Source organism: Paenibacillus salivarius (assembly GCF_051307165.1).
GTDB lineage: Bacteria > Bacillota > Bacilli > Paenibacillales > Paenibacillaceae > Fontibacillus.
Window position 1 is genome coordinate 501,538 of sequence record NZ_CP195592.1, and the last position, 25,336, is coordinate 526,873.

The 25,336-nt window shown below is 50.3% G+C and carries 19 protein-coding genes; 14 read left to right on the forward strand and 5 right to left on the reverse strand.

All coding sequences use genetic code 11. The features are described from left to right. Positions 1-942: 942 nt before the first annotated feature. The 6 genes from ACSFXJ_RS02295 (at position 943) to ACSFXJ_RS02320 (ending at position 9,068) form a co-directional block, all read left to right on the forward strand. A complete protein-coding gene (locus ACSFXJ_RS02295; RefSeq protein WP_435923615.1) occupies positions 943-1,203 on the forward strand; it encodes a hypothetical protein in 261 nt (86 codons plus the stop codon). A gap of 14 nt (positions 1,204-1,217) precedes the next feature. Beyond that, entirely contained in the window at positions 1,218-1,472 is a 255-nt protein-coding gene (locus ACSFXJ_RS02300) for a hypothetical protein (protein ID WP_435923616.1), read from the forward strand. Between the two features lie 299 nt (positions 1,473-1,771). Continuing rightward, positions 1,772-3,697 (forward strand): LTA synthase family protein, encoded by a 1,926-nt coding sequence (locus ACSFXJ_RS02305; protein WP_435923617.1) that lies wholly within the window; start codon positions 1,772-1,774, stop codon positions 3,695-3,697. 166 nt (positions 3,698-3,863) lie between these two features. After that, positions 3,864-6,911: a stalk domain-containing protein gene (locus ACSFXJ_RS02310; RefSeq protein ID WP_435923618.1), complete on the forward strand. Its 3,048-nt coding sequence runs from the start codon at positions 3,864-3,866 to the stop codon at positions 6,909-6,911. A 156-nt stretch (positions 6,912-7,067) separates the two neighbouring features. Further along, the gene (locus tag ACSFXJ_RS02315) at positions 7,068-8,066 is read left to right on the forward strand and encodes a glycosyltransferase (RefSeq protein WP_435923619.1); all 999 of its coding nucleotides are present in this window, start codon (positions 7,068-7,070) and stop codon (positions 8,064-8,066) included. A 96-nt stretch (positions 8,067-8,162) separates the two neighbouring features. Continuing rightward, positions 8,163-9,068: a polysaccharide deacetylase family protein gene (locus ACSFXJ_RS02320; protein WP_435923620.1), complete on the forward strand. Its 906-nt coding sequence runs from the start codon at positions 8,163-8,165 to the stop codon at positions 9,066-9,068. Between the two features lie 50 nt (positions 9,069-9,118). On the opposite strand, the gene ACSFXJ_RS02325 is transcribed toward ACSFXJ_RS02320, so the two are convergent. Together ACSFXJ_RS02325 and ACSFXJ_RS02330 are read right to left on the reverse strand one after the other, a co-directional pair. Beyond that, positions 9,119-9,754: a GNAT family N-acetyltransferase gene (locus ACSFXJ_RS02325; RefSeq protein ID WP_435923621.1), complete on the reverse strand. Its 636-nt coding sequence runs from the start codon at positions 9,752-9,754 to the stop codon at positions 9,119-9,121. Positions 9,755-10,203: 449 nt separating this feature from the next. Further along, positions 10,204-11,940: a putative bifunctional diguanylate cyclase/phosphodiesterase gene (locus ACSFXJ_RS02330; protein ID WP_435923622.1), complete on the reverse strand. Its 1,737-nt coding sequence runs from the start codon at positions 11,938-11,940 to the stop codon at positions 10,204-10,206. A gap of 255 nt (positions 11,941-12,195) precedes the next feature. On the opposite strand from ACSFXJ_RS02330, the gene ACSFXJ_RS02335 reads away from it, so the two are divergent. The 5 genes from ACSFXJ_RS02335 to ACSFXJ_RS02355 all read left to right on the forward strand — a co-directional run bounded on the left by ACSFXJ_RS02335 (position 12,196) and on the right by ACSFXJ_RS02355 (position 19,444). Next, the gene (locus ACSFXJ_RS02335) at positions 12,196-13,173 is read left to right on the forward strand and encodes an ABC transporter permease (protein ID WP_435923623.1); all 978 of its coding nucleotides are present in this window, start codon (positions 12,196-12,198) and stop codon (positions 13,171-13,173) included. An 18-nt stretch (positions 13,174-13,191) separates the two neighbouring features. Continuing rightward, positions 13,192-14,082: a carbohydrate ABC transporter permease gene (locus tag ACSFXJ_RS02340; RefSeq protein WP_435923624.1), complete on the forward strand. Its 891-nt coding sequence runs from the start codon at positions 13,192-13,194 to the stop codon at positions 14,080-14,082. A 107-nt stretch (positions 14,083-14,189) separates the two neighbouring features. After that, positions 14,190-15,875: an extracellular solute-binding protein gene (locus ACSFXJ_RS02345; RefSeq protein ID WP_435923625.1), complete on the forward strand. Its 1,686-nt coding sequence runs from the start codon at positions 14,190-14,192 to the stop codon at positions 15,873-15,875. A 64-nt stretch (positions 15,876-15,939) separates the two neighbouring features. Then, positions 15,940-17,853, forward strand: a complete 1,914-nt coding sequence (locus ACSFXJ_RS02350; RefSeq protein WP_435923626.1) for a cache domain-containing sensor histidine kinase — start codon at positions 15,940-15,942, stop codon at positions 17,851-17,853. Next, on the forward strand, positions 17,828-19,444 hold the full coding sequence (locus ACSFXJ_RS02355) for a response regulator transcription factor (protein ID WP_435923627.1): 1,617 nt from the start codon (positions 17,828-17,830) through the stop codon (positions 19,442-19,444). The genes ACSFXJ_RS02350 and ACSFXJ_RS02355 overlap by 26 nt, the downstream gene beginning before the upstream one ends. A 105-nt stretch (positions 19,445-19,549) precedes the next feature. Here the strand turns inward: ACSFXJ_RS02355 and ACSFXJ_RS02360 are convergent, their stop codons facing one another. Together ACSFXJ_RS02360 and ACSFXJ_RS02365 are read right to left on the reverse strand one after the other, a co-directional pair. Continuing rightward, positions 19,550-20,362, reverse strand: coding sequence for a hypothetical protein (locus ACSFXJ_RS02360; RefSeq protein WP_435923628.1), 813 nt, complete (start codon positions 20,360-20,362; stop codon positions 19,550-19,552). Between the two features lie 171 nt (positions 20,363-20,533). Further along, on the reverse strand, positions 20,534-20,680 hold the full coding sequence (locus ACSFXJ_RS02365; RefSeq protein WP_435923629.1) for a hypothetical protein: 147 nt from the start codon (positions 20,678-20,680) through the stop codon (positions 20,534-20,536). 178 nt (positions 20,681-20,858) lie between these two features. Between ACSFXJ_RS02365 and ACSFXJ_RS02370 the strand changes: the two genes are divergently transcribed. Both ACSFXJ_RS02370 and ACSFXJ_RS02375 read left to right on the forward strand, forming a co-directional pair. After that, on the forward strand, positions 20,859-21,653 hold the full coding sequence (locus tag ACSFXJ_RS02370) for a formate/nitrite transporter family protein (protein WP_435923630.1): 795 nt from the start codon (positions 20,859-20,861) through the stop codon (positions 21,651-21,653). After that, positions 21,650-22,570, forward strand: a complete 921-nt coding sequence (locus tag ACSFXJ_RS02375; RefSeq protein ID WP_435923631.1) for a nucleoside hydrolase — start codon at positions 21,650-21,652, stop codon at positions 22,568-22,570. Before ACSFXJ_RS02370 ends, ACSFXJ_RS02375 begins: the two co-directional genes overlap by 4 nt. On the opposite strand, the gene ACSFXJ_RS02380 is transcribed toward ACSFXJ_RS02375, so the two are convergent. Further along, positions 22,557-23,741, reverse strand: coding sequence for an ROK family protein (locus ACSFXJ_RS02380; protein WP_435925659.1), 1,185 nt, complete (start codon positions 23,739-23,741; stop codon positions 22,557-22,559). The two genes, ACSFXJ_RS02375 and ACSFXJ_RS02380, sit on opposite strands and share 14 nt — an antisense overlap. A gap of 260 nt (positions 23,742-24,001) precedes the next feature. On the opposite strand from ACSFXJ_RS02380, the gene xylA reads away from it, so the two are divergent. Further along, positions 24,002-25,318 carry a xylose isomerase gene (xylA, locus tag ACSFXJ_RS02385; RefSeq protein WP_435923632.1) on the forward strand — a complete coding sequence of 439 codons (1,317 nt, stop codon included), beginning with the start codon at positions 24,002-24,004 and terminating at the stop codon, positions 25,316-25,318. Positions 25,319-25,336 lie beyond the last annotated feature (18 nt).

A 25,336-nucleotide genomic window follows, 5' to 3' on the forward strand; every position in this document is an offset into this window, starting at 1 on the left:
TGATAGATGCCTCAAAAAAGAGATGAGATGGGTAATTACTTTCTTATCAATGATTGGAGTTTGTGTTATTGCAGTCATCATTTATTTTGGAGTGAATGGTACACCTTGGGGAAAAGAAAAGTTTAGCTTGCAGGTTGAAGAATACCTAGAACAAATATCCTAACATCAAGATTACTAGTCAAGAGGTACGTTACAGTGTTGTAGATATGAAATACCATTCCACTGTATATTCAGATTCTGGGGAAAAATTTGAGGTGTCTATTGGCAACAATGAATTAGAGGATAATTAGAGAAGATTCTACAGAGATGATGAAGTCATTAACTTTGAGTGTGAACGATGAAGGCAGGTGACAGATCGTCCATTGGGCGATCTTGTTTTCTATAATTACCAGACCTTCAGCAAAATACTGCTAAAACTTCAACATGACCTTGGAGGAGATTTATCTTTAAGATCTAAGTAATTATCATGGGATTTTCGACTTAATTTTTTGTAAGGGTTAGATAACTTAAGATTGGGGAGAAGTATACTATAAAAATACTAAAGCGAATATTAGTAGTCGTTGTAGTGTTGTTAATGATTTGGGGGGGAGCTTCAACATATTTTTTATTTAACGGCACTCCGTGGGGGAAGCAAGCGTTTAAAATAGAAGCTGAACAATACATGAAAAGAAACAGTTTTAAAGATGGAACTTACTACGCTTCATTTGATACTAAAGCAGGGCAACATACTGTAGTTTCTGTAATATCTGATAATCAATTTTACAGAGTTATACTAGTAAATAAAAAATCCCAAAATGATCGATGTTTTTAGTTTTGAAAAAACCATAGATTTTTTTTTCAAAGGAAGGGATTATTACGACAAAAAAACTAGTTATATACCTTGTCATCATATTAATTGTTTCGGGGTGCACACACGAAAAATACCCGTCGGGTAGAGATACCGTGGTATCTTTCGGTGATGGAGCATTACAGCTTCAAAGAGCAGGGTCTACGAATTTAATGATTTTGTATGATTTTAGGAAGGCCCCCTCATCTAGTGTTATTGATACAATTAAAGCGTATAAGAAGAAAAAACAAGCAGCTTATCTTATCGGGGTAAAGTATTTTATATTTATAGACACAGCCCAAAACACATTTACCCTATACGAAGGATTAGATCGCGTTCCACCAGGAATGAGAGCAGAATTTGAATCCCTGAAATGAAACGAGGCGCAGCTTTGAATTATTATTTATACTGCACAAACCATGAATCTATAGACCGAAACGCAATGACCGGTATTATTGCCGAGTTAATCGGAAGCTTGGCGAATGAACATGACAAGGTCTACTTTTACCTTGAAAGCATAAACGACATCCAAGAATTTGACCGCGATCAGTCCAGAAGAATCATGGTCAGAGAAACGATGTTTCCTCATATGGCGATGCCGATGGAATCGCTTTGGATCGATATCGGAAATCGAAACAGAGGATGAGCTGCCCATTGAGGTCTTACTCGCAGATTCGGCGAATCTTCCAACTTCTACAATCCCCGATGCTTTCCTAAAGGTTTCCAATAAGCACGGTTTATCCTTTTCCACCCCGACAACAACCTAGCATAAAAAGCTTCAAAATTAGAGACCTGACGGATAACATCCCCAATTCTGGTCTCTTTTTTTCGTCGGATCAGCGATCTAGAATGAGCGCATTCCTTGTCTGAACCCGCCAAACGGAGTATCCTTAAATAGACTATTTTTTCGAAATGAAGCTATTCATAGAAAGAGTTGAACAAATCATGAGGCATTTTTTCTCGTCCCGTCAGGGGAAGTTTACACTTACGTTTATTTTGCTGCTGCTGAAAATCGGGCTGATGCGCCATTTCTTTTACGAGGGAGTTCCATTAAAGGGCCTGCCGGCCGAGGCGTTGTCCATGCTGGCGTTGCTGTGCCTGGTGGACCTGATTTTTCCTGTGAAAAAGAAAGGCGTCGTCTACTGGTGCTTCAATGGCGTATATTCCTTCATGCTGTTCGCGGCGACCCTGTATTTTGCGCATTTCGGCACGGTGCCGACCTATGCGGTGCTGAGCGAGCTGAATCAGGTGCCGCAGGTCCGGGCCAGCGTCCATGCGCTGATTCGTCCGGAACAGTTCTTATTCTTTGCGGATTTCGCGGTACTCGCGGTTTACGCCATCGTCAAAGGAATCCGCAAGCAGCGCCGGAGACGGTCGCTCAGCTTCCGCACCGACTACGGAAGATCGGCTCGTGCCGGCCGGGGCTGGACGGTTGGAATCGCCTGCGCCCTTGTCCTTTGCCTAGGAGTTTCGGCGTTATATGTGCGATCCGGCAAAAAAATCGACAACGAGCTTGTCCGTGCGGAAAGCGTCGGTTTCCTGAACTTCCAGGCGGATGCCGCGCTTCGCAACCATGAGGAGGAACGGATGATCGCGGAGGGCGACATTAAGGAAACGATCGCCAAAATCCAAAGTCTGCAATCCGGATATCCATATCGCGATAACAAAGGTACCTCAACTGCTAACGGAAGTCCGGCTTATTTCGGAGCCGCCAAAGGCATGAACCTGATTGTGATCCAACTGGAATCGTTCCAGAACTTCCCGATTCATCTGAACGTGGGGGGACAGGAAGTTACGCCGGTGTTGAACGGCCTTGCGGAGGAAGGGATTTACTTCCCGCATGTGTTCCAGCAAATCGGGACCGGCAACACGTCGGACGCGGAATTCATGTCCAACACCTCGATCTATCCGACGGCGACCGAGGCGATGTCCAAGGGCTTCGGAAGCCGGGAATTGCCTAGTCTGCCGAGACTGCTGCAAGGCCATGGATACGTGGCGAACACGTTCCATATCAATAAAGTGACGTTCTGGGACCGCAATAAACTTTATCCGGCTTTGAATTTTGATAAATATTACGACAAGCCATATTTCAACAACGATCATTTTAACGACTTCGGGGCTTCGGATGAGGAAATGTACCGGGTCGGCGTCGAAAAGATGACCGAATTGCACAATCAAGGCAAGCCTTTTTACGCTCAGTTTGTAACGACATCGAGTCATTCGCCGTTCGTCGTTCCGGAGGACAAGGTGAAAATCCAGCTGCCGGAAGCGCTGAAGGGTACCAATCTCGGCAATTACTTGACGGCCGTGAATTACACCGACTATGCGATCGGAAAACTGATCGAGCAGTTGAAGGCGGACGGAATGTGGGAAAATACGATGCTGGCCATTTACGGCGATCACTTCGGCATTCAGCCGAGCGAGACGAGCGCGGACGAATTCCGCGAAAAGCTTGGCATCCCGTATGACGACCGGATCAGCCGTTTTAACATTCCGTTTATCGTCCATATTCCGGGACAAAATCCGGGCATCGTCTCCGATGTCACGGGAGGGCAGGTCGACATCCTGCCGACGTTAGCCAATTTGCTCGGCGTGTCGCTGGCGGATGAGCGGTTCACCGCGATGGGGCAGGATTTGCTGAATATCGACCGGAATGTGGTGGGAATGCGATACTACCTGCCGACAGGGTCCTTTTTTAACAATGAGGTCATGTTTGTTCCGGGCCAAGGCTTCGACGACGGCAAGGCCGTGTCGTTGAAAACGCTGGAACCGGTAGCCGATATCAGCTCGTATCGTGCCGATTACGATTATATCCTGCAGCTGATGAAGCTGTCGGACGAGTACGTAAAACTGTTGCCGAAGCGGCATTAAACTTAGGATTACGAATAGTGGGCGTTCCGCGAATCATGGCTTCATGGTTCCCGGGCCGCCCCTTTTTTTTGACCTCGATCCAAATTGTAGCAACTTTTCCTGTTCTGATGCGTCATATAGTCGTGCAAGATGAATGGAGTGTAAAATCTGGAAGGGAGATGAACGAGTGAGAAAAATATGGACAGCACTTTTAGCGGTCATTCTGGCAGTACCCTTGGTACTACAAACCTCGGCGCAAGCGGCGCCTGCAATCAGCGTTTATATCGATGGAGCGAAATTGGCAACGGACCAAGCGCCGGTGATGGTGCAGGGTCGCGTGATGCTGCCGCTTCGGGCGATTTTTGAAGCGCTGGGCGCCTCGGTCAACTGGAACCAATCGACAAAGACCGTGACGGCGAGCAAGGACGGCACGACGATCGTCTTGACGCTGAAAGCGAAAACGGCAAAGATCAACAATGTATCTATAGGGCTTGACGTTCCTGCCCAATCGATCAAGGGAAGAACGATGATCCCGGTGCGTTTCGTCAGCGAAGCGCTCGGACAGGAGGTGGGCTGGAACTCCAGAACCCAAATCGTAACGATCACCTCCGGCAAAAACGCGGAACCGGACACGTTGAGCCCGGTATCCTATGTGACTCTGCGGGACGTCGCCAATAACGGGGACGGCCGGGATTTGGAGGTCAGTTTCTCCAGATCTTCGACGGAATCGCTGGTAGACCATTACCGGATTTTGATCGTGAAAGCGGCAAACGCCTCGGGCTTTAATCTGGCAACCGCGGCCAAAGTGACTTCCGCCAATTACACGACGGTAAGTCCGAACGGCACCGATCCTTCGATCAGGCTTTCGTCCGGTTCGCGGGATGTGGACGGAGCGGCTATCAAGACCAACCAACCGTATGTAGGATTTGTGCTTGCGGTCGGCAAGGGCAATGTCGGTAGCTCCTTATCCAACCCGTCCTCGCAAATTACGCTGGATCCCGGCGCTTCCGTAGCCGCGGCTACCAATGTGAAGGCGACGGACATCAGCGATTACGGGGATGGACGCGACCTGAGCGTAAGTTTCACCCGTGCGCAAAATGAAGGGAATATTTCGAACTATCGCGTGTTCATCGTGAAAACCAAAGATGCGGGGAGCTTTAATCTTTCTGCGGCAAACGATAACCAGTACTATACGAATGTGAACAAATCCGGAAGCGGCAGCACGCTGACAGGAACGTTAAGCTCCTCTTCCCGGGATACGGCGGGAGATCTGATCAGAAACAACGTATCCTACACTGCGTTCGTCCTGTCGGTGAGCAACAATGCGACGACGGCATCGAATAAATTATCGTCGGCGTCCTCGTCTCTTGTGCTTGGAGAGGCACCTGTCGCAGCTCCTGTCATTACTCGGGTAGACGATATCCTTGATCACGGAGACGGCCGGGATTTGAAGGTCAGCTTCACCAAATCCTCGACGGAGTCGAGAATTTCCGGATACCGCGTCTTTGTAGTCAAGTCAGGCGACGCCTCAAGCTTTAATCTGGCAAAGGCGAATGCGGTATCTAGCGCAAACTATACCGAAATCAAGAAGGATGGATATAACAAAGCCGAGCCTCTATTCTCCAGTTCTAGGGACGTCGACGGCGACCTGATTCGTAACGGAGTTACCTACCGCGTCTTCGTCATGGCGGTAGGCAGCGGCAGCAATGCCGGAAGCAACGCGCTTTCCTCCGCTTCTTCATCGATCACGTTGCTTAACAATTACGGCGTGGGCCTTGTTACGAATTTGAAAATCAGCGACGTGAATGACAATGGGGACGGCCGCGACTTGCAGGTATCCTATACGCGGGCATCCGATGAATCGAACATTAGCGAGTATCGGATTATGATCGTGAAATCCTCCAAGGCCGGAAGCTTTACAGTGTCTAAAGCGGAAGGGGTTCACTGGACGAACTACACGAGAGCGAATACGGGAAGCAATTTCAATAATGTACTGTCCTCGGATGCTAGGGATACGGATGGAGATCTGATTCAAAACGGAGTCAGCTACCGCGCATTCGTACTAACGGTGGGCAAAGGCGCTTATTCGGGCGAGTATAAGCTGACTTCGCAATCGTCGGCGCTGACGCTCACGAACAACTATAGTGTCGGAGAAGTGTCGGGGCTGGTGGTCAAGGATGTGAATGATAACGGCAACGGCAGTGACCTGCAGGTGACCTTCAACCGGGCCTCCGATGAAACGAACATCAACCATTACCGGATTTTCGTCGTCAAATCGGAAAATGCGGGAAGCTTCAATTTGTCAAAAGCGGATAGAAGCGACTATTTTGCCAAGGTGAACAAAGCCGGAAACACGCTGAGCCAGGTCCTGCCTAACGGAGCCAGAGATGTGGACGGCGACCCGATCCGGAACGACGTGAAATATAAAGTGTTCGTGCTCTCCGTCGCGAACAGCAATTATGGCGGCAGCAACGCCATCTCCAAGGCATCCGCCGAAATCAGACTGACGGACAGCAGCGCGGTTGCGGCCGTAAGCGGCCTTGCGGTGACTGCTGAAGGCAACACCGGTTCCGCCGAAGACATCAAGGTGAGCTTCACGAAGCCGGCCAATCAAGACAATATTGCAGAGTACCGGATTCTGGTCGTCCCTTCCGACAAAGCCGACGGTTTTGGTGTAAACCAGGCGAACAGAGTCACGATTCGCGAAAACTTTACCCCGGTGGAGACAGGAGGGTCCAGAACGGTGAAGCTGTCCGTTCAAAGCCCGAATGACGCCTACGGGAACGCGATCACGACCAACGCGACATATCAGGTATTTGTCCTGACGGTGGCCAAATCGGGGGCGGCGAATGTCCTTTCGGGTGCCAGCGACCAGGTTAAAATCAAACCGAACCCGGCGGACAGCATATCGGTGCCTGCGGTGACGTTGGCGAACATCGCTCTGGACGATTCCGGGATTTTCGTAAAGTTTACCCAACCGGATAAAAGCGAATATATTGCCGATTACGAAGTCTTCGCCGTGCCTGCGGGCGCAAAAGTCGATTTGGAAACGGCCGTGAAGCTGTATAACGAGCATAAAACGACGGATGCCGAAAAAGCGATTAACACGGATATCGACGGGAGAGCCTTGGACGCGAAGGCCGAATATGAAGTCTATATTTTGTCGGTTCCGAACATGAAAAACGCCAAGGTATTCGGCTTGTCCAAACCGTTTAAAGTAGACGTCAATAAATAGGACCCAGCTTTCATGAGCGGCGAGCCCTTCGCCATCAAGCACTCCCTCTCGCAGGGAGTGCTTTTTATTGGGACCGATTTGACAAGCTTTTCCTTTCTTTTGTACGCTAAAACCAATTCAATTTTAAATTAAAAACAAAGAAGGGCAGAATGTGCCATGCAAAAAGTCGGTTTGGTGATGCGAAAAATTCAGTTTGCCGAATCTCAAGGACCTCGCGTCTTTGCGGAAAGGCTGCGCAGTGTAGCCCGAGAGCTCGGCGTGGAAATCGTCTTTATCTCCCCGGAACGTCATGTAAGCGGACATGATTGGATTCCGGGATATGAGCATGAAAAAGGGGACCTGGTCAACTACGACATCGTGCTGGATCAGATCTATGCGAACGGAATCGAGCATGTCATTTACACCGTGTCGGGATTCACTTTTCTCAATATGTTCCTACCGAAAAGCGTGTTGTTCCCGCATAGCTTTCCCGACCCCGCTTTGACGGGGTATGAAATGATGAAGCCGTTTTACTCCATTGTGGACAAGGCTGTCGTGCAGACGGAATTTTTGAAGCGGGAAATGGACCGGGTGTTCGGCGTCAAACAGGTCGACGTGATCCCGATCGGATTCAGCGAGGAATTGGCGAACAAGCACTTTAATCCGGATGAAGTCGTGGATAACCGCATTCTCTGGATCGGCCGGGATGAGGAGAACCGCCGTCCGGACCTCGTGCTGGAATACGCCCGCCGGAATCCGGACAAGGAAGTGTTTATGGTGTTCGGCGGTCTCCGCTACAAGGAGAGCATGAAAAAGTACGACATTCCGTCCAACATTCAGCTTCGGTTCGCGCTGTCCCAAGATGAAATCTTCCAACTGATGAATTCGGCCAAAGTCTACTGGAGCTGTTCCAAATTCGATACGTTCGCGATGCCGTTGACCGAGGCTTTGGCCATGGGGAAAATCGTCGTCAAGCCCGAGCACCCTTGTTACGACCATATCAGCTCGCGCCATGCTTTTGCGGGCAATGAAAAGAACTGGTTCGAACTGGTCAACATGGCAGCGGCGTCCCCGCAAAAAGTGTCCATGGATAACCGGGAATACGCGTTTTCTAAGTTTTCGAGCAGCATCATGAAAGAAGGGTATCGGCAATTTTTTGACCGTTGGCTGCGATAGTGCCAGGAAAGAAGTGAAGGCGAAATTCATATGATAGACCATCAATGAAAGCGGTATAATGCGTGTATCATATTGAGCGAAAGCGGAGGTCTTGCGATGAATCTGGGAGAAAAATTGGGATACGGACCGGAGGCCATACTACTGATTGTGAACGCCGACGATTTCGGGATGTGCCATGCGAATAACCTGGCGATCCAGCAATTGTTCGAAGAAGGCGCGATTTCCTCATCGACCTTGATGTTTCCTTGCGGGTGGGCGAAGGAGGCCGCGGTATGGGGTGCGGCCCATCCCGAATATCAGGTTGGCGTACACCTTACTTTTACAAGCGAATGGGACGGGTATAAATGGGGGCCGGTAACCCGGGACGGTAGCGTTAGCACATTGGTGACGAAGGAAGGCTATTTTCCGGCGGACTGCTTCTCTTTCGAGTCCCAAGCTGACCGGGAGCAGGTCCGGCGGGAGATCGTCGGCCAGATCGAGATGGCGAGAACGATGGGAATCGATCCGACGCATCTGGATAACCATATGGGAAGTTTATACGGGTTGGCCGCAGGCCATCATTTTTTGGATGTCGTTTTCGAGGCGTGTGCCCGGTACGGGCTTCCGTTTCGTATGCCGCGTTCGTTGCCCTTAATGGAAAAGGTGCCTGCGGAGCTGGCGGAGCTCGCCAAACAAGTCGCTGCGCTTGCGGACAGCATGGGCGTCGTCATCCTGGATCATCTCATCGGGCTGCCCTTCCGCAAACAGCCGGACGAGACCTATGAATCGTACAAAAAGGACATGATTGGCGTTTTGCGTGCCTTGGAGCCAGGCGTATCCGAAATCATCATCCATCCGGGATTGGCGAACGAAGAGCTTCGTTCCATCCATAACGAATGGGAAAAAAGACAATGGGACTTCGAGCTGTTTCGGGACCCCGAGGTTCAGGAGACCATTTCCCAGGAAGGAATCCGCCTGATCCATTGGAAGGATTTGCGGGATCTGCAGCGTCGTGGGGGCTAGCTTCGGTAGAAGCGACCCCGGAATCGAGCTGAAAATCATACGCTTTTGCGTCAGCTTGTTTCCAGCCGATAATAGGGAATCTGTACGGTAGGATTCCCGATACGATAGGCGGAAAAGGCAATGGACAGGGGTTCCCCGTTTTCGATCAGGCAATATCCCATTCCTTCCGCGAGGAATTGACCGGCACTTTTCCAGAAAAGTTTGGGAGTGACGCGGCCGTTCAGCTTGGCGAAATGCTCCTTGGTCATAGGGACAGCCCTGTGCCGATCCAAGGAAAGCCCGCGGATGGAGGCTTCGAATTTGTTGCGGTCGAAGACGAAATTCACTCTTGTGTTTTCGGAAATTAAGCGGGGTTCCGCTTCCGTCGTCGTAACCAGTTCTCTGAGCAGGACGTTCCAATCGTCGGGAAACACCTGGAGCCACTCCGCGGCTCCCCGGACGTGGCCGGCGTCCACAAGGTACTCGCGCAGTTTCCGATGAAAAAGAGCGTTCTCCGTCCTGCCGAACAGCAGCGACATAGCGTAGGTATGCCGGATATAAAAAGCGGAGGGCGAGGACGGATTGTCCGTATAGACCTCTCCTTCAACTTGTCCGGCGATCACCGCCTGGGCAAATAACGTATTGATCGGCACTTGGCGCAACGCTTCACTGGCTAAGCCATAATCCTTTTCGTCCAATTTGATCATTCGATCCCGATCCCCTTTAACTGGACTCCGTATCTAGCAATCCATCATAGAGTAAAAGTGGGCCGCACACACCAAAATTTGTCACAGGGACATAAGCTTCGATAATTGGTGGGACTAATCTAACGGATATTACAGCCGTTATTTACTCAAAAATCGAACTTTCGAAAATGTAACGGAAGCAGGAGACCTTATTTCCTTCATTTGGCTTGAAAAAGTGCCATTCGCAGTTATATAACGGCTCTCAGATCCGTTAGAAAATAAATAGAGGCCATTTTATTGAAATAACGGCTGTAGCTTCCGTTAGCCTCCGGGATGCCACCTGGCGCCCTCGAACTTCCTCCCCGGCACAACGCTGAAGCAACAAAAAAGCCCTTCCGTCTTCCAACCGGAAAACGAAAGGGCTTCTCATTTGCATTTCATATTGGTGAAATTCCGAAGCGGCGGCCATGCTAACTGAAGGCGTTCTGGCCCTCGCGCAGCATTTTTTCCATCTCCACGCTGTCGACCGGTCGGCTGTAGTAAAAGCCCTGAATCTGATCGCAGTCGTGACTGCGCAGGAAATCGAACTGCTCTTCCGTCTCGACGCCTTCCGCCAGCACGGTCAGTCCCAAGGATTTGCCCAGCTGGATGATGGATAACAACAAAGAGTTATCCCTTTGCGAGGAAGGCGTATTTTGAATGAAGGTGCGGTCGATTTTGAGCACCTGCAATGGGAGCTCCTTCAAGTAATAAATGGAGGAGTAACCTGTTCCGAAATCATCGATCGACAAGGAAATTCCCCGTTTCTTCAAGGAATCGAGCCGATCCTTAATTAACACGGGTTCGTTCAGCAGCGATTCGGTAACCTCCAGCTCGAGGTATTTCGGCTCCAGGCCGGTTTGTTCCAGCACCGTTTCTACCGTCCGGACGAAATGGGGATGCCGGAATTGCACGGCCGAGACATTGACCGAAACCGGCAGCTTCGGATATCCCGCGTCTTGCCACCGCTTGTTCGTGCGGCAGGCTTCCCAAAGCACCCATTCTCCGAGCTCGACGATAAACCCGCTGTCTTCGGCGATCGGAATGAAGGAAGCGGGGGAGATACGCCCCATTTCAGGATCGTTCCAACGGATCAGCGCCTCCAGCCCGGTTAGTTTACGCTCCGTCAGATCGACCTTCGGCTGGTAGAACAGTTCAAATTCGCCTTCCGCCAAAGCCCGCGGCAGCTTCTTCTCGATGCGTACCCGTTCCTGCAATTTGTCCACCAAATAATAGTCAAAATAGTGCGGATCGCTCAGCGATTCGCTTTTTGCTTCCTTCATGGCCAGTTCGGCATGCTTCAGCAGTTGAGGCACATCCTTGCCGTCATCCGGATAAATGCTGATCCCCATGGCGAACCCGATGCTGAGATCCTCGCCATACAGCTTATACGGCTGCTTGAGCAGCGAACTTAATTCATTGGCCATCCGATGAATTTGCAGAGGATCCGCGATGCGCGGCAGAAGAATAATGAACTCATCGGCAAAGCTGCGGCAGATCGGCGTTCCTTCGGTAAAGCAGCTGCAGATCCGTTGCGCAACGCCGACAAGGAGCTCATTCCCCGCGATTTCCCCGTAACTTTCGTTAATGTATCGGAACCTGTTCAGATTGACGCGCAAAATAGCGGCGGTCTTCTGTTCGCTGTCGGTAGCGGCCAGCTCCGTTTTGACGACCTCTTTAAAACGATTCATATTTAAAAGCCCTGTGATCGGATCGAAATAGGAGAGCATGTGGATTTGCTGCTTGGAGGCGTTCCAATCATCCATTTCCTTCGTTACATCAAACTGAACCCCTACAAAAAATTCCGGCTTTCCGTCCGCTTTCATGATGGGACTGATGATGAACTGATTCCAAAAGGTGCTGCCGTCCTTCTTGTAATTTTTAATCGTAACCGTATCCGCCCGTCCATCCTTGATCGCCTGACGGATCACGCTCAGATGATTCTTGTCCGTCTCTTCGCCTTGAAGAAAACGCGCGTTGCGCATCAAGACTTCTTCACGGGAGTACCCGGTGATTCGCTCAAAGCCTTGATTGACATACACGATCGGATTGTCCGGCATGTTGGGATCGGTAATCGCCAGTCCGACGGCCATCCTGTCGATGGAGCTCAGCAAAGCGGAAGATTGAATGATCGAATCGATTCGGGCATGTTTGACGTCCTTGTCCACTGTAAGTCCCCCTAATAATAACCGTAAACGGGCAGGTATAAAGCTGATGATGACCGGCATACGGGAGTACATCCTAATCCCATCATACATGGGGGGGATAAAGGAAATCAATGGATTATTTTTTGAAAGCCGAAAAAATAGCCCCCGATACGAAATCTGAAGCCTTATGCTGAAACGGCAATCCAATTACAATGATAGCAATAGCAATGAAAGTGCTTGCAATCCATTCCGCATCAGCTTGGAGGTCAGAGATCAATGGAGACACAACAGACTCCGCAGCTACAGCCCGCAGCCAGGATAAGGAAGGAACCGACGCCTTCCGCAGCAAGGCGCAAATGGCTGAAAAAACTATATTCGCAACGGCATGTTCAAATCATGGCACTTCTCGGCATCGCCTGGATGATTATTTTCAACTACATTCCCATGTACGGCATCATCATTGCGTTTAAGGATTACGACATTATCAGAACCATTTCCGAAGCCCCTTGGGTCGGACTGGAGCATTTCAAAGAATTTTTGTCGGATGAAAATTTCGGGTATGTCATGAAAAATACGCTGGGCATCAGCTTGCTCAAGCTGTTGACGTTCCCGCTGCCGATTATGTTCGCTCTCTTCTTGAACGAGGTGCGCTCGCTGCGCTTCAAGAAGGCGATCCAGACGATTTCCTATCTGCCTCACTTCTTGTCTTGGGTCGTACTGGGCGGAATTCTTGCAACCTGGTTGTCGGACGTGGGAATTATTAATGAAATCTTAATGGCGCTGAAATTGGTTGATCAGCCGATTTCTTACCTGGCGGAACCGAAGTATTTCTGGACGATCGTCATCACTTCGGATATTTGGAAGGAGCTCGGATGGTCCGCGATTATTTATCTGGCCGCGATCACGAGCATTTCTCCTGAAATGTATGAGGCTGCCCGAATTGACGGTGCCGGACGTTTCCAACAAATGTGGTACGTTACGCTTCCGGCCATCAAGGCCACGATCAGCATCCTGTTCATTTTGGCCGTCAGCGGCGTGCTGAACTCCAACTTCGACCAGATCCTGGTATTGCGCAACGCACTGAACGACAGCGCTAGTAATGTCATTGATTACTATGTATATTATACAGGTATTTCTTCCGGCCGATATTCGTACTCTGCGGCGATCGGATTGTTTAAATCCGTAATTGCGATCACGTTGCTGCTGATTGCGAACCAAGTATCCAAAAAACTCAACGACACTTCGTTGTTTTAGGCCAAGGAGGACATGCACATGTTTTTAACCAAACGCAGAACAAAAGGCGATGTCGCCTTCGATACCTTTAACAACCTGGGAATGCTCATCATCTGCTTTGTTACGCTATATCCGATCTGGTATGTCCTGATCAATTCGTTCAACGACGGCAAGGATGCCATGTTGGGGGGGATATACTGGTGGCCGCGGGTATTCAGTCTGGAGAACTACGAGGCTGTGTTCAACAACCCGGGCATTATGACCGCGATGGGACTCACCGTTGCCAAGACCGTCCTCGGGGTGGTGGCGCATGTCTTCTTTACAGCCATGGTAGCCTATGCTTTCTCGCGCAAGGGTTTGATTGGCGGCAAGTTTTATATCCTGATGGGAACGATCACGATGATCTTCTCCGGCGGTCTTATTCCAACTTACCTGCTCATTCGCGATCTGCATTTGATCGACACCTTTTGGGTTTATATTCTTCCGGTGCTGTTCAGCTTTTTTGATCTCATTATTTTCATGACCTTCTTCCGCGAAATTCCCGACGGATTGGAAGAGGCGGCGCGGATCGACGGGGCGAACGACTGGACGGTCTTTCTAAGGGTCGTACTTCCGGTATCTATGCCGGTGCTTGCCACTATTGCCCTGTTCCACGGCGTATATCAATGGAACGACTACTTTGCAGGAATTATTTATGTCAACAACGAGTCGCTGCAGCCGATTCAGACCTTCCTTTACAGGGTGGTGGCGCAGTCGAGCTCCAATATTATGACTACCGCCTTGCAAGGAAGCGCAGTCACGAAAACGGTAACCTCGCAGTCCGTTAAATTGGCGACGATGGTGGTCACAACGCTTCCGATCGTATTTGCCTATCCGTTCCTGCAGCGTTATTTCGTCAAAGGCATGATGATCGGTTCCATCAAGGGCTAATCCTAGACAGGCCCGCATGAATTCAGTAACTCCTCCGGACCGCCAAGGGCGGTTCTGGAGTTGCACATTATAGCATTACACCATAATCAGAAAAGGGGTAAAAAAGCATGGGCATGAAAAGTAAGTCCAAAAAAATGATGATGCTTTTGATGGCATGTATCATGGTTCTGTCTCTGGCCGCTTGCGGCGGTAACGGCAATAATGCGGCCAAAACAGAAAACGCTAACAACGCCGCTAAGGATACGACGACACCGTCCGAACCGGCTGCTAAACCATCGGGCGATGAACCGGGCTGGAAGTCCGACACGTCTCCGATTACGTTCGACTGGTATTTGAACTTTGCCTGGTTCCCGAATAAATGGGGAGTCGATCCGACGTCCCAATACGTAACCAAAAAGACCGGCGTCGACATTAACTTTATCGTGCCGGCCGGTAACGAAAATGAGAAGCTGAATACGCTGATCGCTTCCGGCAAACTGCCTGACTTCATTACCCTCGGCTGGTATGAAGACGGCGTGAAGAAAATGATCGAAGGCGGTCTCGTTGAACCGCTGAATAAATTGGCGGAAGAATATGATCCGTACTTCTTTAAAGTGGCCGATCCGGACAAACTCGGCTGGTACACTCAAGAGGACGGCAATGTGTACGGATACCCGAACTCTTCCTCTTCCCCTAAAGACTATGAAAAATATGGAGATACTTATGTATCCAACCAAACGTTCGTTGTCCGCAAGGATATTTACGAAGCGATCGGCAGCCCGGACATGCGTACGCCTGAAGGCTTCTTGGCTGCTCTGAAAAAAGCAAAAGAAATGTTCCCTGAGATCGACGGCCAGCCGATCATTCCGCTCGGCTTGCATGAATTCACGGCCACCGGCAACGATTCCCTGGAAGGTTATATTCAGAACTTCCTGGCCATCCCAAGAGAAAAGGACGGCAAGCTGTATGACCGCGAAAGCGATCCTGAATATGTACGCTGGTTGAAGACGCTGCGTCAAGCGAATCAAGACGGTTTGCTGGCAAAGGATATCTTCATTGACAAACGCGCACAAATGGAAGAAAAAATCGCCCAAGGCCGTTACTTTGCTATGCTGTATCAACGCACGGATTTTGCGGCTCAATTGGGTACCTTGTATCAACAAGATCCTAACAAGATCTATATCGCCGTGGACGGTCCGGCTAACACCAACCTGGATGCGCCTAAGCTGAACGGCCCTTCCATTTCCGGCTGGACAGTAACCCTGATTTCCAAGGATGTTAAGGACAAAGCTCGCGCTATCAAATTCCTGAGCTACCTGATGAGTGAAGAAGGCCAGAAAGACCTTTTCCTTGGCGAAAAAGGCGTCAGCTATGATACTATTGATGGAAAAGATCAATTCAAGCCTGAAGCATTCGAACTGATGAACAAAGACCGCGCGGCATTCGACAAGCAATACGGATCCTCGTTCACGTTCTGGATGATGCAAGATACTAATATTACTTATCAATGGGCGCCTCAAGCCGTAGAACCATACAAGCAATTGGAAGACTGGACCCGCGGCAAGACGAACAGTGTCTCCGAATTCGACTTGCTGGATCCGCTGGCCAATTCCGAGGAGGGCATCATTCTCACCAAAATCAAGGATTTGCGCGGCAAGACGCTGCCTAAGCTGTTGATGGCTTCTTCCGAGGCGGAGTTTGATAAGATTTATGCGGATTACATGAAGAAGAAGGAAGATCTCGGCAATGCCAAAGTGATGGCATTCCAACAAACGAAATACGAAGAGAACAAGAAAAAACTCGGCATGCAATAATCGTCATGCCCAAAAGCCCGCATGCCGCGGGCTTTTGGGTGTTCGCAAAAAGGAGTCACCGCTTATGGGGAGCAAGCGCTGGACATCGATATGGGATTCGTTCATGTACTGGTTCGGGCGCCGCTCGCTGCAGAGCCGCCTGATTGCCGCTTACATTTTTATTATTTTGGGGCCTTGCGCGTTGGTGTCCTTTTATTCGTATGAAATGATTAACAACATGTATGTGCGGGATGCCAGGGAAAAGAATTACTCCCTGCTCGATATGGAAGAACTTCATATTCATACGCAGATCGAATCCATGGTTCGGGCCATAGAGGTTGCGTATGAAGATCCGGAAGTAAGAGAGTACCTCGCTAACACTAGCGAGCCTGCTACCGAGGATTTGGTGAATTTCAACAACAACAGCTTCAAGAATCTGACACGTATTCAATACTATAACCCTAATGTGGAGCATCTCCGCATGTTCTCAAGCAATAACATCATAGAAATTTGGCCGATGTTCCTGCGCGAAAGCCGCGTGGCTGATAAAGTATGGTACCAGAAGGCAAAGCAGATGAAGGGAACGTATTCCTGGTCCTTCCATTACACTGACCCGGATATCCTCGACCGCTATAAGGGGCAGACCCCGGCACTGACGCCAAAGGTGTCTCTTCTTCGGGAAATGAGCATTCCGGCCAATCATCATGTAGGTATGGTTCAGGTAGATATGCTGCTGGAGAAGTTTAGCCCCAGAACCTACTCCGTCATTCAGGACAGCCAATCGCAAATGTTGATCGTGGATAGCGAGTCTCAGATTTTTACCCGGGACAAAAATTCCTTCCTTGAGGCCAATCCCAAAATGCAAGCGGTGATCCGGGAGCGGCTTCAGCATTACAAGGAAACCGGGGAATGGGTTGATAATTACTCGGAGAACGGAAATTCATTTCTTCTGCTGCACAAGCCGATCGAGCAAATCAATGCGGATCTGCTTAATATTGTATCCATGGACAATGTACTGGAAGAAATATCCCATACACGCAATTTATTGATCGGAGCCAATATTGGTTTCATCACGCTCGTGACGTTCATTACTTATATTATGAATGCTTTTATCTTGAAAAATCTTCGCCTGCTGACGGAAGAGATGAAAAGGGTCCGGAAGGGAGAGGCATATCGAGGAATTGCCGTCCGGGGAGGCGGCGAAGTCGGGGAACTGGCACATCACTTCTCGAAGCTGATGAACACCATCCATACGCTGATGGCGCAGGCGGTATATAAGCAGGCCCTGACCAAGGAGGCCGAACTGCGAACGCTTCATAACCAAATCGACGCTCATTTCCTTTACAATACATTAGAAAACATTAAGATGCTGGCCGAGATCGAGAATCAGAGGGCCATCTCCGATGCGCTGACCTCTCTTGGCGGCATGATGAGATATAATTTCAAATGGTCCGGAGAGTACGTGAAACTCCGCGATGAAGTCCGGCACATCGAGAACTATATCGAGGTTATGAATATCCGTTTTGACGAGCCCATTCAACTCCGGCTTGATATACCCGAGGAGTATATGGAATTGGAGGTGCTCAAAATGTCGCTGCAACCGATCGTTGAAAATGCGGTAAAACATGCCTGGACGGGAGAAGAGACGGGGGCCCGGGAAATCGATATCCGGGTTGCCGAATGGCAGGAGGAGAATATCCGGATTTCGGTGACGGATAACGGAGACGGGATCGAACCCGAACAGTTAGGCCGGTTAAACAGGGAGCTAAGTCTGATCGGCGTAAGGGAGAAAGTTCCCGGCGGTTTCGGAAAGGATGAAAAGGTCCGGGGAATCGGGTTAATCAATGTCCAGGAGAGGGTCCGATTGTTCTTCGGTCAGGCTTATGGTCTGGAAGTGATCAGTGAGCCGGGCGGCTATACCAGCGTAGTTATGATCATACCCAAAGTGCTTTTGACAGGAGGGGTAGGCAAAAATGGTCAAGTTGTTGATCGTGGATGACGAGAAAAATATCCGGTTCGGACTAAAGACGATGATTGAGAGGGAGTTTCCGGGCCTTTATCATGTAATGACCGCGACGCAGGGAGCCGAGGCCCTGGAATTATATCGCTCCGAGGGGGCGGACGTCGTTATCACCGATATTCGCATGCCGGTTATGGATGGGATCACCTTGATTGAAAAGCTGTCGGAGGCATCCGGACCGGATGACCGGATCCAGCGGCCGATCGTCATTATCCTCAGCGGTTTTGAAGATTTCGAATACGCTAAAGCCGCAATCCGGTATCAGGTCATGGATTATCTGCTCAAGCCGATTCGCCGGGACGAACTGTTCGCCGCCCTGCGCAAAAGCGAGGAGGACCTGAAGAAGCGTTCGCAGTTGGCCGAACAGATAGCAACGACGGAAGCGTACCGGATTCAACTGCAGTCGAGACGGCTTCAGGAACTTCTGATGCAGCCGGAGCTATCGGAGGAAGAGGTGGGGAAGCCCGGCGGAAAAATCGAAATCGGATTCGAAGGTTATTCTCTGCCATTTTCGGTCGCGGTGCTGAGCTATAAATATGAAGATGGAAGTCGGATGAATCGAGACGAACTTAAATCGCTGGCCGAACATATGCTCAGCAGCGTTCAAGGCCATTTGAACGCTTCCTTGCTCGACAGTGAAGGCCGGGTTGTGTTGATCGGAGGCCCGCAGCGGAAATTCGCGGAAATGTCGCAGCTCGCCGCAGAGAAGGATCTGGGCGGTCTTCTGATGGGGATCAGCGAGGAGGGCAACCGGCAGGAGGACATCGCCAAATGTTATGCGGATGCCCGGACGTCGCTGGAATACACCTTCATTTTTCCGAAAACGCGCCTGATTTGGTACAGTGAATTGCAGGGGAAAAGATTGATGTTTCCCGTACCGGAGGAGGCGATCCGCAAGCTGGGCAACATTCTGGGCACCAACCGGGGGAAGGAGATCGGGTCGCTTCTGCATGACATCTTCCGGATCGAGGTTTTGCCCGGGATCGATATCGCTTATCTGGAAGCCGTGAGCAGACGCATCAACGAACAGGTGCTGGATGAAGTGTTCCGGGTATATGGGGAAGCTTCGATCGAAGTATTGAAGCTGTACCGGAAGGTAGGCACGATGACGAACTTCCGCCACTTTCATGACTACTACAGGTCGCTGGAGCAGTTACTGTTGGGGCTGGACGAATATATTAAAGGAATCCGTTCGGCTCATAGCGAACATGGGGATATGAGGGAAGCGGTCGCCTACATCGAAGAAAACTATCATCGTGCGTTGAACATGGCCATGGTGAGCAACCATGTCTCTCTGAATTATTCCTATTTCAGCGAGGCTTTTAAAGCCTACACCGGAGAAAACTTTGTGCTCTATTTAAAAAAGGTGCGAATTCGCAAAGCGAAAGAGATGATCGGAACCGATACGCTGAAATTGTCGGAGATCGGAGCCGCGGTCGGCTTTGAGAATACGAAGCAGTTTTCCAGGGTGTTCAAGGAACTGGAGGGGATTACTCCGTTCGAATACCGCGGCAAATTGTTTGCGGGCCATGAACGGCTTGCGGGTTCCGCTCAAGAAGAGCAGGATTAGTTGAAGATACCCCATGGAGCCCCATGGATTGCTTCAAGTTAAGTAAGAAAGGCTGTACCGGATTCAACCCCGGTGCAGCCTTTCTTTCGTGTACAACGGCAAATGTTAACGCAGCTTGTCCTCCGCTTTCTTGATGGATGCCGAAATCTTCTGTTCCAGGTTGTAGATGTTTTGTTTGTTTTTCAACACTTGGGAAGAGAGGGTATACAACCGGGCGAGCGTATCGGACGTACGGCCGGCATCGCTCTTCTTGACCGCCGCTTTAAAATTGCTCCATTCCGTGGAAATCGATTTGTTTGAGGAGGAGATGGAGCTTTTCTCCGATTTGATCTTCGTTTTTTGCGAGTCCGTTTCGTTCAGGATTTTACGGATTTCCGCCGCCTTGTTTGTCTTTTCCGATTTGGCCGTCTTCAATGACGACTCCTTGTTTTTGATATCCTGCTTGGCCAGCGTCACGGCCACTTTCAATCCGTCAGCCTGGGTTTGAAGCAGTTTGTACAGAGTCTTGTCTTTCAACTTTTTGGCCGCGGCGGCCTGTTTGCTCACCGAGGAATAAGAATTGAAGAGGGGCTGGTATTTCGATTTTGCGGCTTTGACCTGGTCATCCAGCTTGCGAATCTTATCGGCGTCGATTTCCTTGATCTTTTTGCGTGCGGCCGTAAGCCTGGCTTCATTGGAATAATGTAATTCCGAAATCTTGCCCTGCAAGGCGGTGTCCTCACTCTGAAGCTTCGATAAATCGGCGTATTGTTTGGTCAATTTACTCTTCAGCGTCCCTCCGGCTTGCTCTGCCGTTTTATTCAGCGCGGTGGTCAACGAATCGGTAAATTCCAGACTCGCGGCCCATGCGGGCTTCCCCGCAAAGCATAATGAGATGAACATCGCGGTCATCGTTAGCATCAGGGCGTGCTTTTTCATGTGACACTCTCCTCCTCAATTCATTCCGGCACAAAAAAACACCCGTGAAACAAAAGACACGATCAGTGCCTTGCTTCACGGGTGCTTCCCTGTGTTCCGGTTATCCTATATTTGTAAAATATACATGATTCCCCCTGGACTTGTCAATCCCGGAGTTTCCCGATACTCGTGCTATTTTGGCTGTAAATCGGTTTGCAAAAACTCCAGCTTGCGGATAATTTCCTTCTGCCACTTGGCGTCGCCCAGACTGGCAGCGAGATTCAGCAGATCGAGGTAATCATCGATTTGCAGTGAGGATTTACGGGTAGATACTTTCATGGCTTCATACTCCTTTAATAATGATAATCATTATCATATACTAATTATTATGCACAAAATTCCGGCAAAAGTAAATATCCCTTTTGCGCTTGACAAGCCATAGGAATTGTGGAGAATGGGGAGAACGGATTGAGGAAATTTAAAATATAAGATATCAAGGAGGGACGGACAAGACATTATGGAAACGGAATCGCTATTAAAAGTGGAAGAACTGGCTTTAAAAAAGTATAAGATCTTCAAACAGAGCCAGCTTCGTTACATCGCCAGAGCCATGCTTGCCAGCATGTTCATCGGATTCGGGGTGATCGTAGCCTTCAAGAGCGGAAACTTCTTTTATTTGGAGCACTCGCCGCTGACGTATCCGATGGCCGCCATTACTTTCGGTGCCGCGATTATCCTGATTGCTTATGGCGGCGGGGATCTGTTTACTGGAAATACATTCTATTATACGTTTGCCGCGCTGCGGAAAAAATTGAAATGGCTGCAGGTCGTCAGACTGTGGGTGATGAGCTATATCGGAAACATTCTGGGAGCCTGCGCATTCGCGCTGCTTATCTATCTTACGGGATTGTTCGCGGACTCCTCGGTGAACGGATTTTTGCTGAACGTCGTGGAGCATAAGATGAATACTTCGACGGTGGAACTCTTTTTCCGGGCGATCCTATGTAACTGGCTCGTGTGCCTTGCCTTCTTTATCCCGATGTCGCTCAAGGGCGACGGTGCGAAAATGTTCGCGATGATGCTGTTCGTTTTCTGCTTTTTTATTTCGGGTTATGAACACAGCATCGCCAATATGTGTACTTTTGCGATCGCGCTTGTATTGAATCATCCCGGGACCATTTCGGTCGGCGGAGTGATTCACAATTTGATTCCGGTTACCCTGGGGAACTTGGTCGGCGGCGTGCTGCTGATGGGCTTCATGTATTATTTTGCAAACAAACCCTTTTTAGACGAGCAGGAGGAGCATCATTGAAAAAGGTAATTTTGGATGTAGACACGGGCGTTGACGATGCGATGGCTATCGTATATGCGGCGCATTCGCCGGAGCTGGAACTGTTGGGGCTGACCACCTGCTTCGGCAACGTCACGGTAGCGGAGGCGACGCGTAATACCCTTGCCGTGCTGGAGAAGATCGGGAAGCCGATTCCAGTGGTAGAGGGAGCGAAAGAAACGTACCGCCGGGGTGAAAAAAAAGCCTATGCGAGACGCGTGCATGGGGAGGACGGGCTGGGCAACGCGCTGAAACAGCTCCCGCAAAGGAGCGCCCTGGCCGGACATGCCGCCGATTTTATGATCGAACAGGTCAAGCGTTACCCCGGGGAGATTACTCTCATTTCTGTCGGACCTCTGACCAACCTGGCTTTGGCTGTAGAAAAAGACCCTGGTATCATTCCTTTGGTGGGCGAAGTGATCGTCATGGGCGGGGCGGTGAACGTGCCCGGAAACGTGACTCCTTACGGAGAAGCCAATATTGTGGCTGATCCCGAAGCGGCTGCCGCCGTTTTCGGTTCCGGTCTGCCGCTTACGCTGGTCGGCCTTGATGTGACGCTACAAACCCTGCTTCCGCGAGCCCAATTGGACGTATGGCGGGCTTCCGGCCGTGAAGACGCCGTTTTCCTAGCTGAGATGACGGAGTTCTACATGGATTTCTATGAATCGAGTTATCCCGGAAGAGGCGGCTGCGGATTGCACGATCCGCTCGCGGTGGGTGCAGCGATCGATCCGAATTTCGTTAAGGTTCAGCCGATGAAAGTGACGGTCGTTACCGAAGGGGAAGAAACCGGAAAAACGGTAGGCTCCCCCGAAGGAGAGCCCAAAGTCGCCGTTTGTACCGAAGTAGATGCCGAATGGTTTCTGAAGCATTTCATTGAAAAAACTACGGCGTATTGATATTTACGTCGGTGTCGGCCAGAAATGCCGTAATCGGCATGGAAGCCGCACCCAGCGCCGTCGAGCGGATGCCGAGCTTGGCGAAGCTGACCTGGGTCTTTTTCCGGTGATAGGACAGGCTCCGGCTTTTAATCGTTTGCAGCATGGACTCCTCGAACAGTTCGCCTGCGAGCGACAGTCGGTTACCGATCACGATCAGCTCGGGATTGAGGATGTTCACCAAATTGGCAAGTCCGACGCCGAGCTGGGAGCCGATTTCCCGGAGCAGGAGCCCCGCTTTTTCGTCGCCCTGCTTGGCGGCATTCAGAATTTCCTCCAGGTGAGGCGCGTCCGCATCTATCTTCCAAACGGAAGCCGCCCTGTCCAGCAGCGCTTTCTCGGAAGCGAGCGTTTCCCAGCAGCCCCGGTTGCCGCAGCGGCAGAGCGGGCCGTCTTCGGCAATCGTCATATGACCGACCTCCCCGGAGAAATTGGATGTTCCCCGGTAGAGCTCGCCTCCAACGATAATCCCCGATCCGATCCCGATCCCGATGCTTAAGTAAATCAGGTTCAAAGAATCTTTACCGGCCCCGTACAGTTTTTCGCCGATCGCACCGGCGTTCGCCTCGTTATCGATATGCACGTTGGCCCCGAATTCCTCGGCAAGAGCCTTTGCCAGATCCGCCTGTTCCCAGCCGAGATTGGGGGCCGAAATGACGCGGCTCTTTTCGTCCACGAGTCCCGGAACCCCGATGCCGATGCCGACGATCCCGTAAGGGGATTCAGGCGCTTTTCGGCTTAGCTGCCGGACCGTTTTGCGGATTTGTTCAAGCACGCTTTCGGGTGCGATATCGGTTAACGGTACATTCTTTTCAACGACCACATTACCTTCCAAATCGACGAGTACGGCCAGCAAATCGCTGACCCGAATGTCCACGCCGATGGCAAAGCCCGCATTTTTATTAAATAATAGCAGGGTCGGTTTTCTACCGCCGCTCGATTCGCCCGGGCCGATCTCGTTGACGAGACGGCTGTCGATCAACTCGGCCACGAGGGAAGAGACGGTCGCTTTGTTCAGGCCGATTCCCGCCGAAATGTCCGCCCGCGACAAAGGTTGTCTCCCGCGGATCGTGTCCAGCACGATGGTCTTGTTCATTTTTTTGATCAACTGCTGGTCCCCGGTAATTTTCATCATTTTCCTCCATAAACAGACATGCTCTTAACACCATAATATCATAAAGAAAAAATGCTCACTGAATAACTTAGTTAGTTTACTAGACAAACTAAGTATAACGTGATACGATCTAGTTGAAAAGGGCATTTGTCTCCGGTCTTTGGGGCATGATACTCTACAAAACCTTACTACCAAGTCATTTTCAGCACCGAAGGCTCGTTCTATCGGAGGCCATGAAAGGGCTTGCTAAACTCAAATTATGCGGGGAGGATTTTGAAGTGAGTTATTTTAAGAACGTGAACAAGATTCAGTATGAAGGTGCAGGATCGAACAACCCTCTGGCATTCAAACATTACAACGAAAATGAAGTCGTGCTCGGCAAATCGATGAAGGAACACCTTCGTTTTGCGGTTGCTTACTGGCATACGTTTACAATGAACGGTACCGATCCTTTTGGTGCGGCAAACATGATCCGTCCTTGGGAAACCGTTTCCGGCCTGGATTTGGCGAAAGAACGCGTAGAAGTTAACTTTGAATTCCTCGAGAAGCTCGGCGCTCCTTACTACTGCTTCCATGATGTCGACGTGGCTCCGGAAGGCGCAAGCTTGAAAGAATCCAACGCAAACCTGGACGTGATCGTTGCCAAGCTGAAAGAGGGCATGCAACAAAGCGGCGTTAAATTGCTGTGGAACACGGCCAACATGTTCTCCAACCCTCGCTATGTACACGGCGCAGCTACAACTTCGAATGCGGACGTATTTGCTTACGCTGCGGCGCAAGTGAAAAAAGGTCTTGAAACCGCGGTTGAGCTGGGCGCTGAAAACTATGTATTCTGGGGCGGACGCGAAGGTTACGAATCCCTGCTGAATACCGATATGGGCCTTGAGCTCGACAACCTGGCAAGATTCTTCCAAATGGCTATCGACTACGCGAAGGAAATCGGCTTCAAAGGCCAATTCCTGATCGAGCCAAAACCAAAAGAGCCTACCAAGCATCAATATGACTTTGACGCAGCTACGACGATCGCGTTCCTGCAAAAATACGGCTTGCAAGACCACTTCAAACTTAACCTGGAAGCCAACCACGCGACGCTCGCAGGCCACACGTTCGAACATGAACTGCGCGTAGCCCGCATCAACAACATGCTCGGCTCCATCGACGCGAACCAAGGCGACATGCTGCTCGGCTGGGATACCGACGAATTCCCAACTGACCTGTACTCCGTGACTTTGGCTATGTACGAAATTCTTGAAAACGGCGGCATCGGATCCGGCGGCGTGAACTTCGACGCGAAAGTAAGACGTACTTCCTTCGAGCCTGAAGATTTGTTCTACGCTCATATCGCGGGTATGGACACATTTGCAAAAGGCTTGAAAGTAGCCGCGAAAATGAAAGAAGAGAAATTCTTCGACAACCTGATCGCAGAGCGCTACGACAGCTTTAAGTCCGGCATCGGCGCGGACATCGTGTCCGGCAAAGCCGACTTCAAATCGCTGGAAGCTTATGCTCTCGGCCTTGGAGAAATCCGCAACAAGTCGAACCACCTCGAACTGGTGAAAGCACGCCTGAACGAATTTATTTTCAATACAAAATAATTGCATCGAAACAGGTGC

What these genes read in the sequence shown, in the direction of transcription:
- ACSFXJ_RS02320 (WP_435923620.1), top strand. Translation starts at nt 8,163, where the DNA reads ATGAATCTGGGAGAAAAATTGGGATACGGACCGGAGGCCATACTACTG.
- ACSFXJ_RS02305 (WP_435923617.1), top strand. Translation starts at nt 1,772, where the DNA reads ATGAGGCATTTTTTCTCGTCCCGTCAGGGGAAGTTTACACTTACGTTT.
- ACSFXJ_RS02350 (WP_435923626.1), top strand. Translation starts at nt 15,940, where the DNA reads ATGGGGAGCAAGCGCTGGACATCGATATGGGATTCGTTCATGTACTGG.
- ACSFXJ_RS02315 (WP_435923619.1), top strand. Translation starts at nt 7,068, where the DNA reads ATGCAAAAAGTCGGTTTGGTGATGCGAAAAATTCAGTTTGCCGAATCT.
- ACSFXJ_RS02370 (WP_435923630.1), top strand. Translation starts at nt 20,859, where the DNA reads ATGGAAACGGAATCGCTATTAAAAGTGGAAGAACTGGCTTTAAAAAAG.
- ACSFXJ_RS02355 (WP_435923627.1), top strand. Translation starts at nt 17,828, where the DNA reads ATGGTCAAGTTGTTGATCGTGGATGACGAGAAAAATATCCGGTTCGGA.
- ACSFXJ_RS02380 (WP_435925659.1), bottom strand. Translation starts at nt 23,741, where the DNA reads ATGAAAATTACCGGGGACCAGCAGTTGATCAAAAAAATGAACAAGACC.
- ACSFXJ_RS02365 (WP_435923629.1), bottom strand. Translation starts at nt 20,680, where the DNA reads ATGAAAGTATCTACCCGTAAATCCTCACTGCAAATCGATGATTACCTC.
- ACSFXJ_RS02345 (WP_435923625.1), top strand. Translation starts at nt 14,190, where the DNA reads ATGGGCATGAAAAGTAAGTCCAAAAAAATGATGATGCTTTTGATGGCA.
- ACSFXJ_RS02360 (WP_435923628.1), bottom strand. Translation starts at nt 20,362, where the DNA reads ATGAAAAAGCACGCCCTGATGCTAACGATGACCGCGATGTTCATCTCA.
- ACSFXJ_RS02325 (WP_435923621.1), bottom strand. Translation starts at nt 9,754, where the DNA reads ATGATCAAATTGGACGAAAAGGATTATGGCTTAGCCAGTGAAGCGTTG.
- ACSFXJ_RS02340 (WP_435923624.1), top strand. Translation starts at nt 13,192, where the DNA reads ATGTTTTTAACCAAACGCAGAACAAAAGGCGATGTCGCCTTCGATACC.
- ACSFXJ_RS02335 (WP_435923623.1), top strand. Translation starts at nt 12,196, where the DNA reads ATGGAGACACAACAGACTCCGCAGCTACAGCCCGCAGCCAGGATAAGG.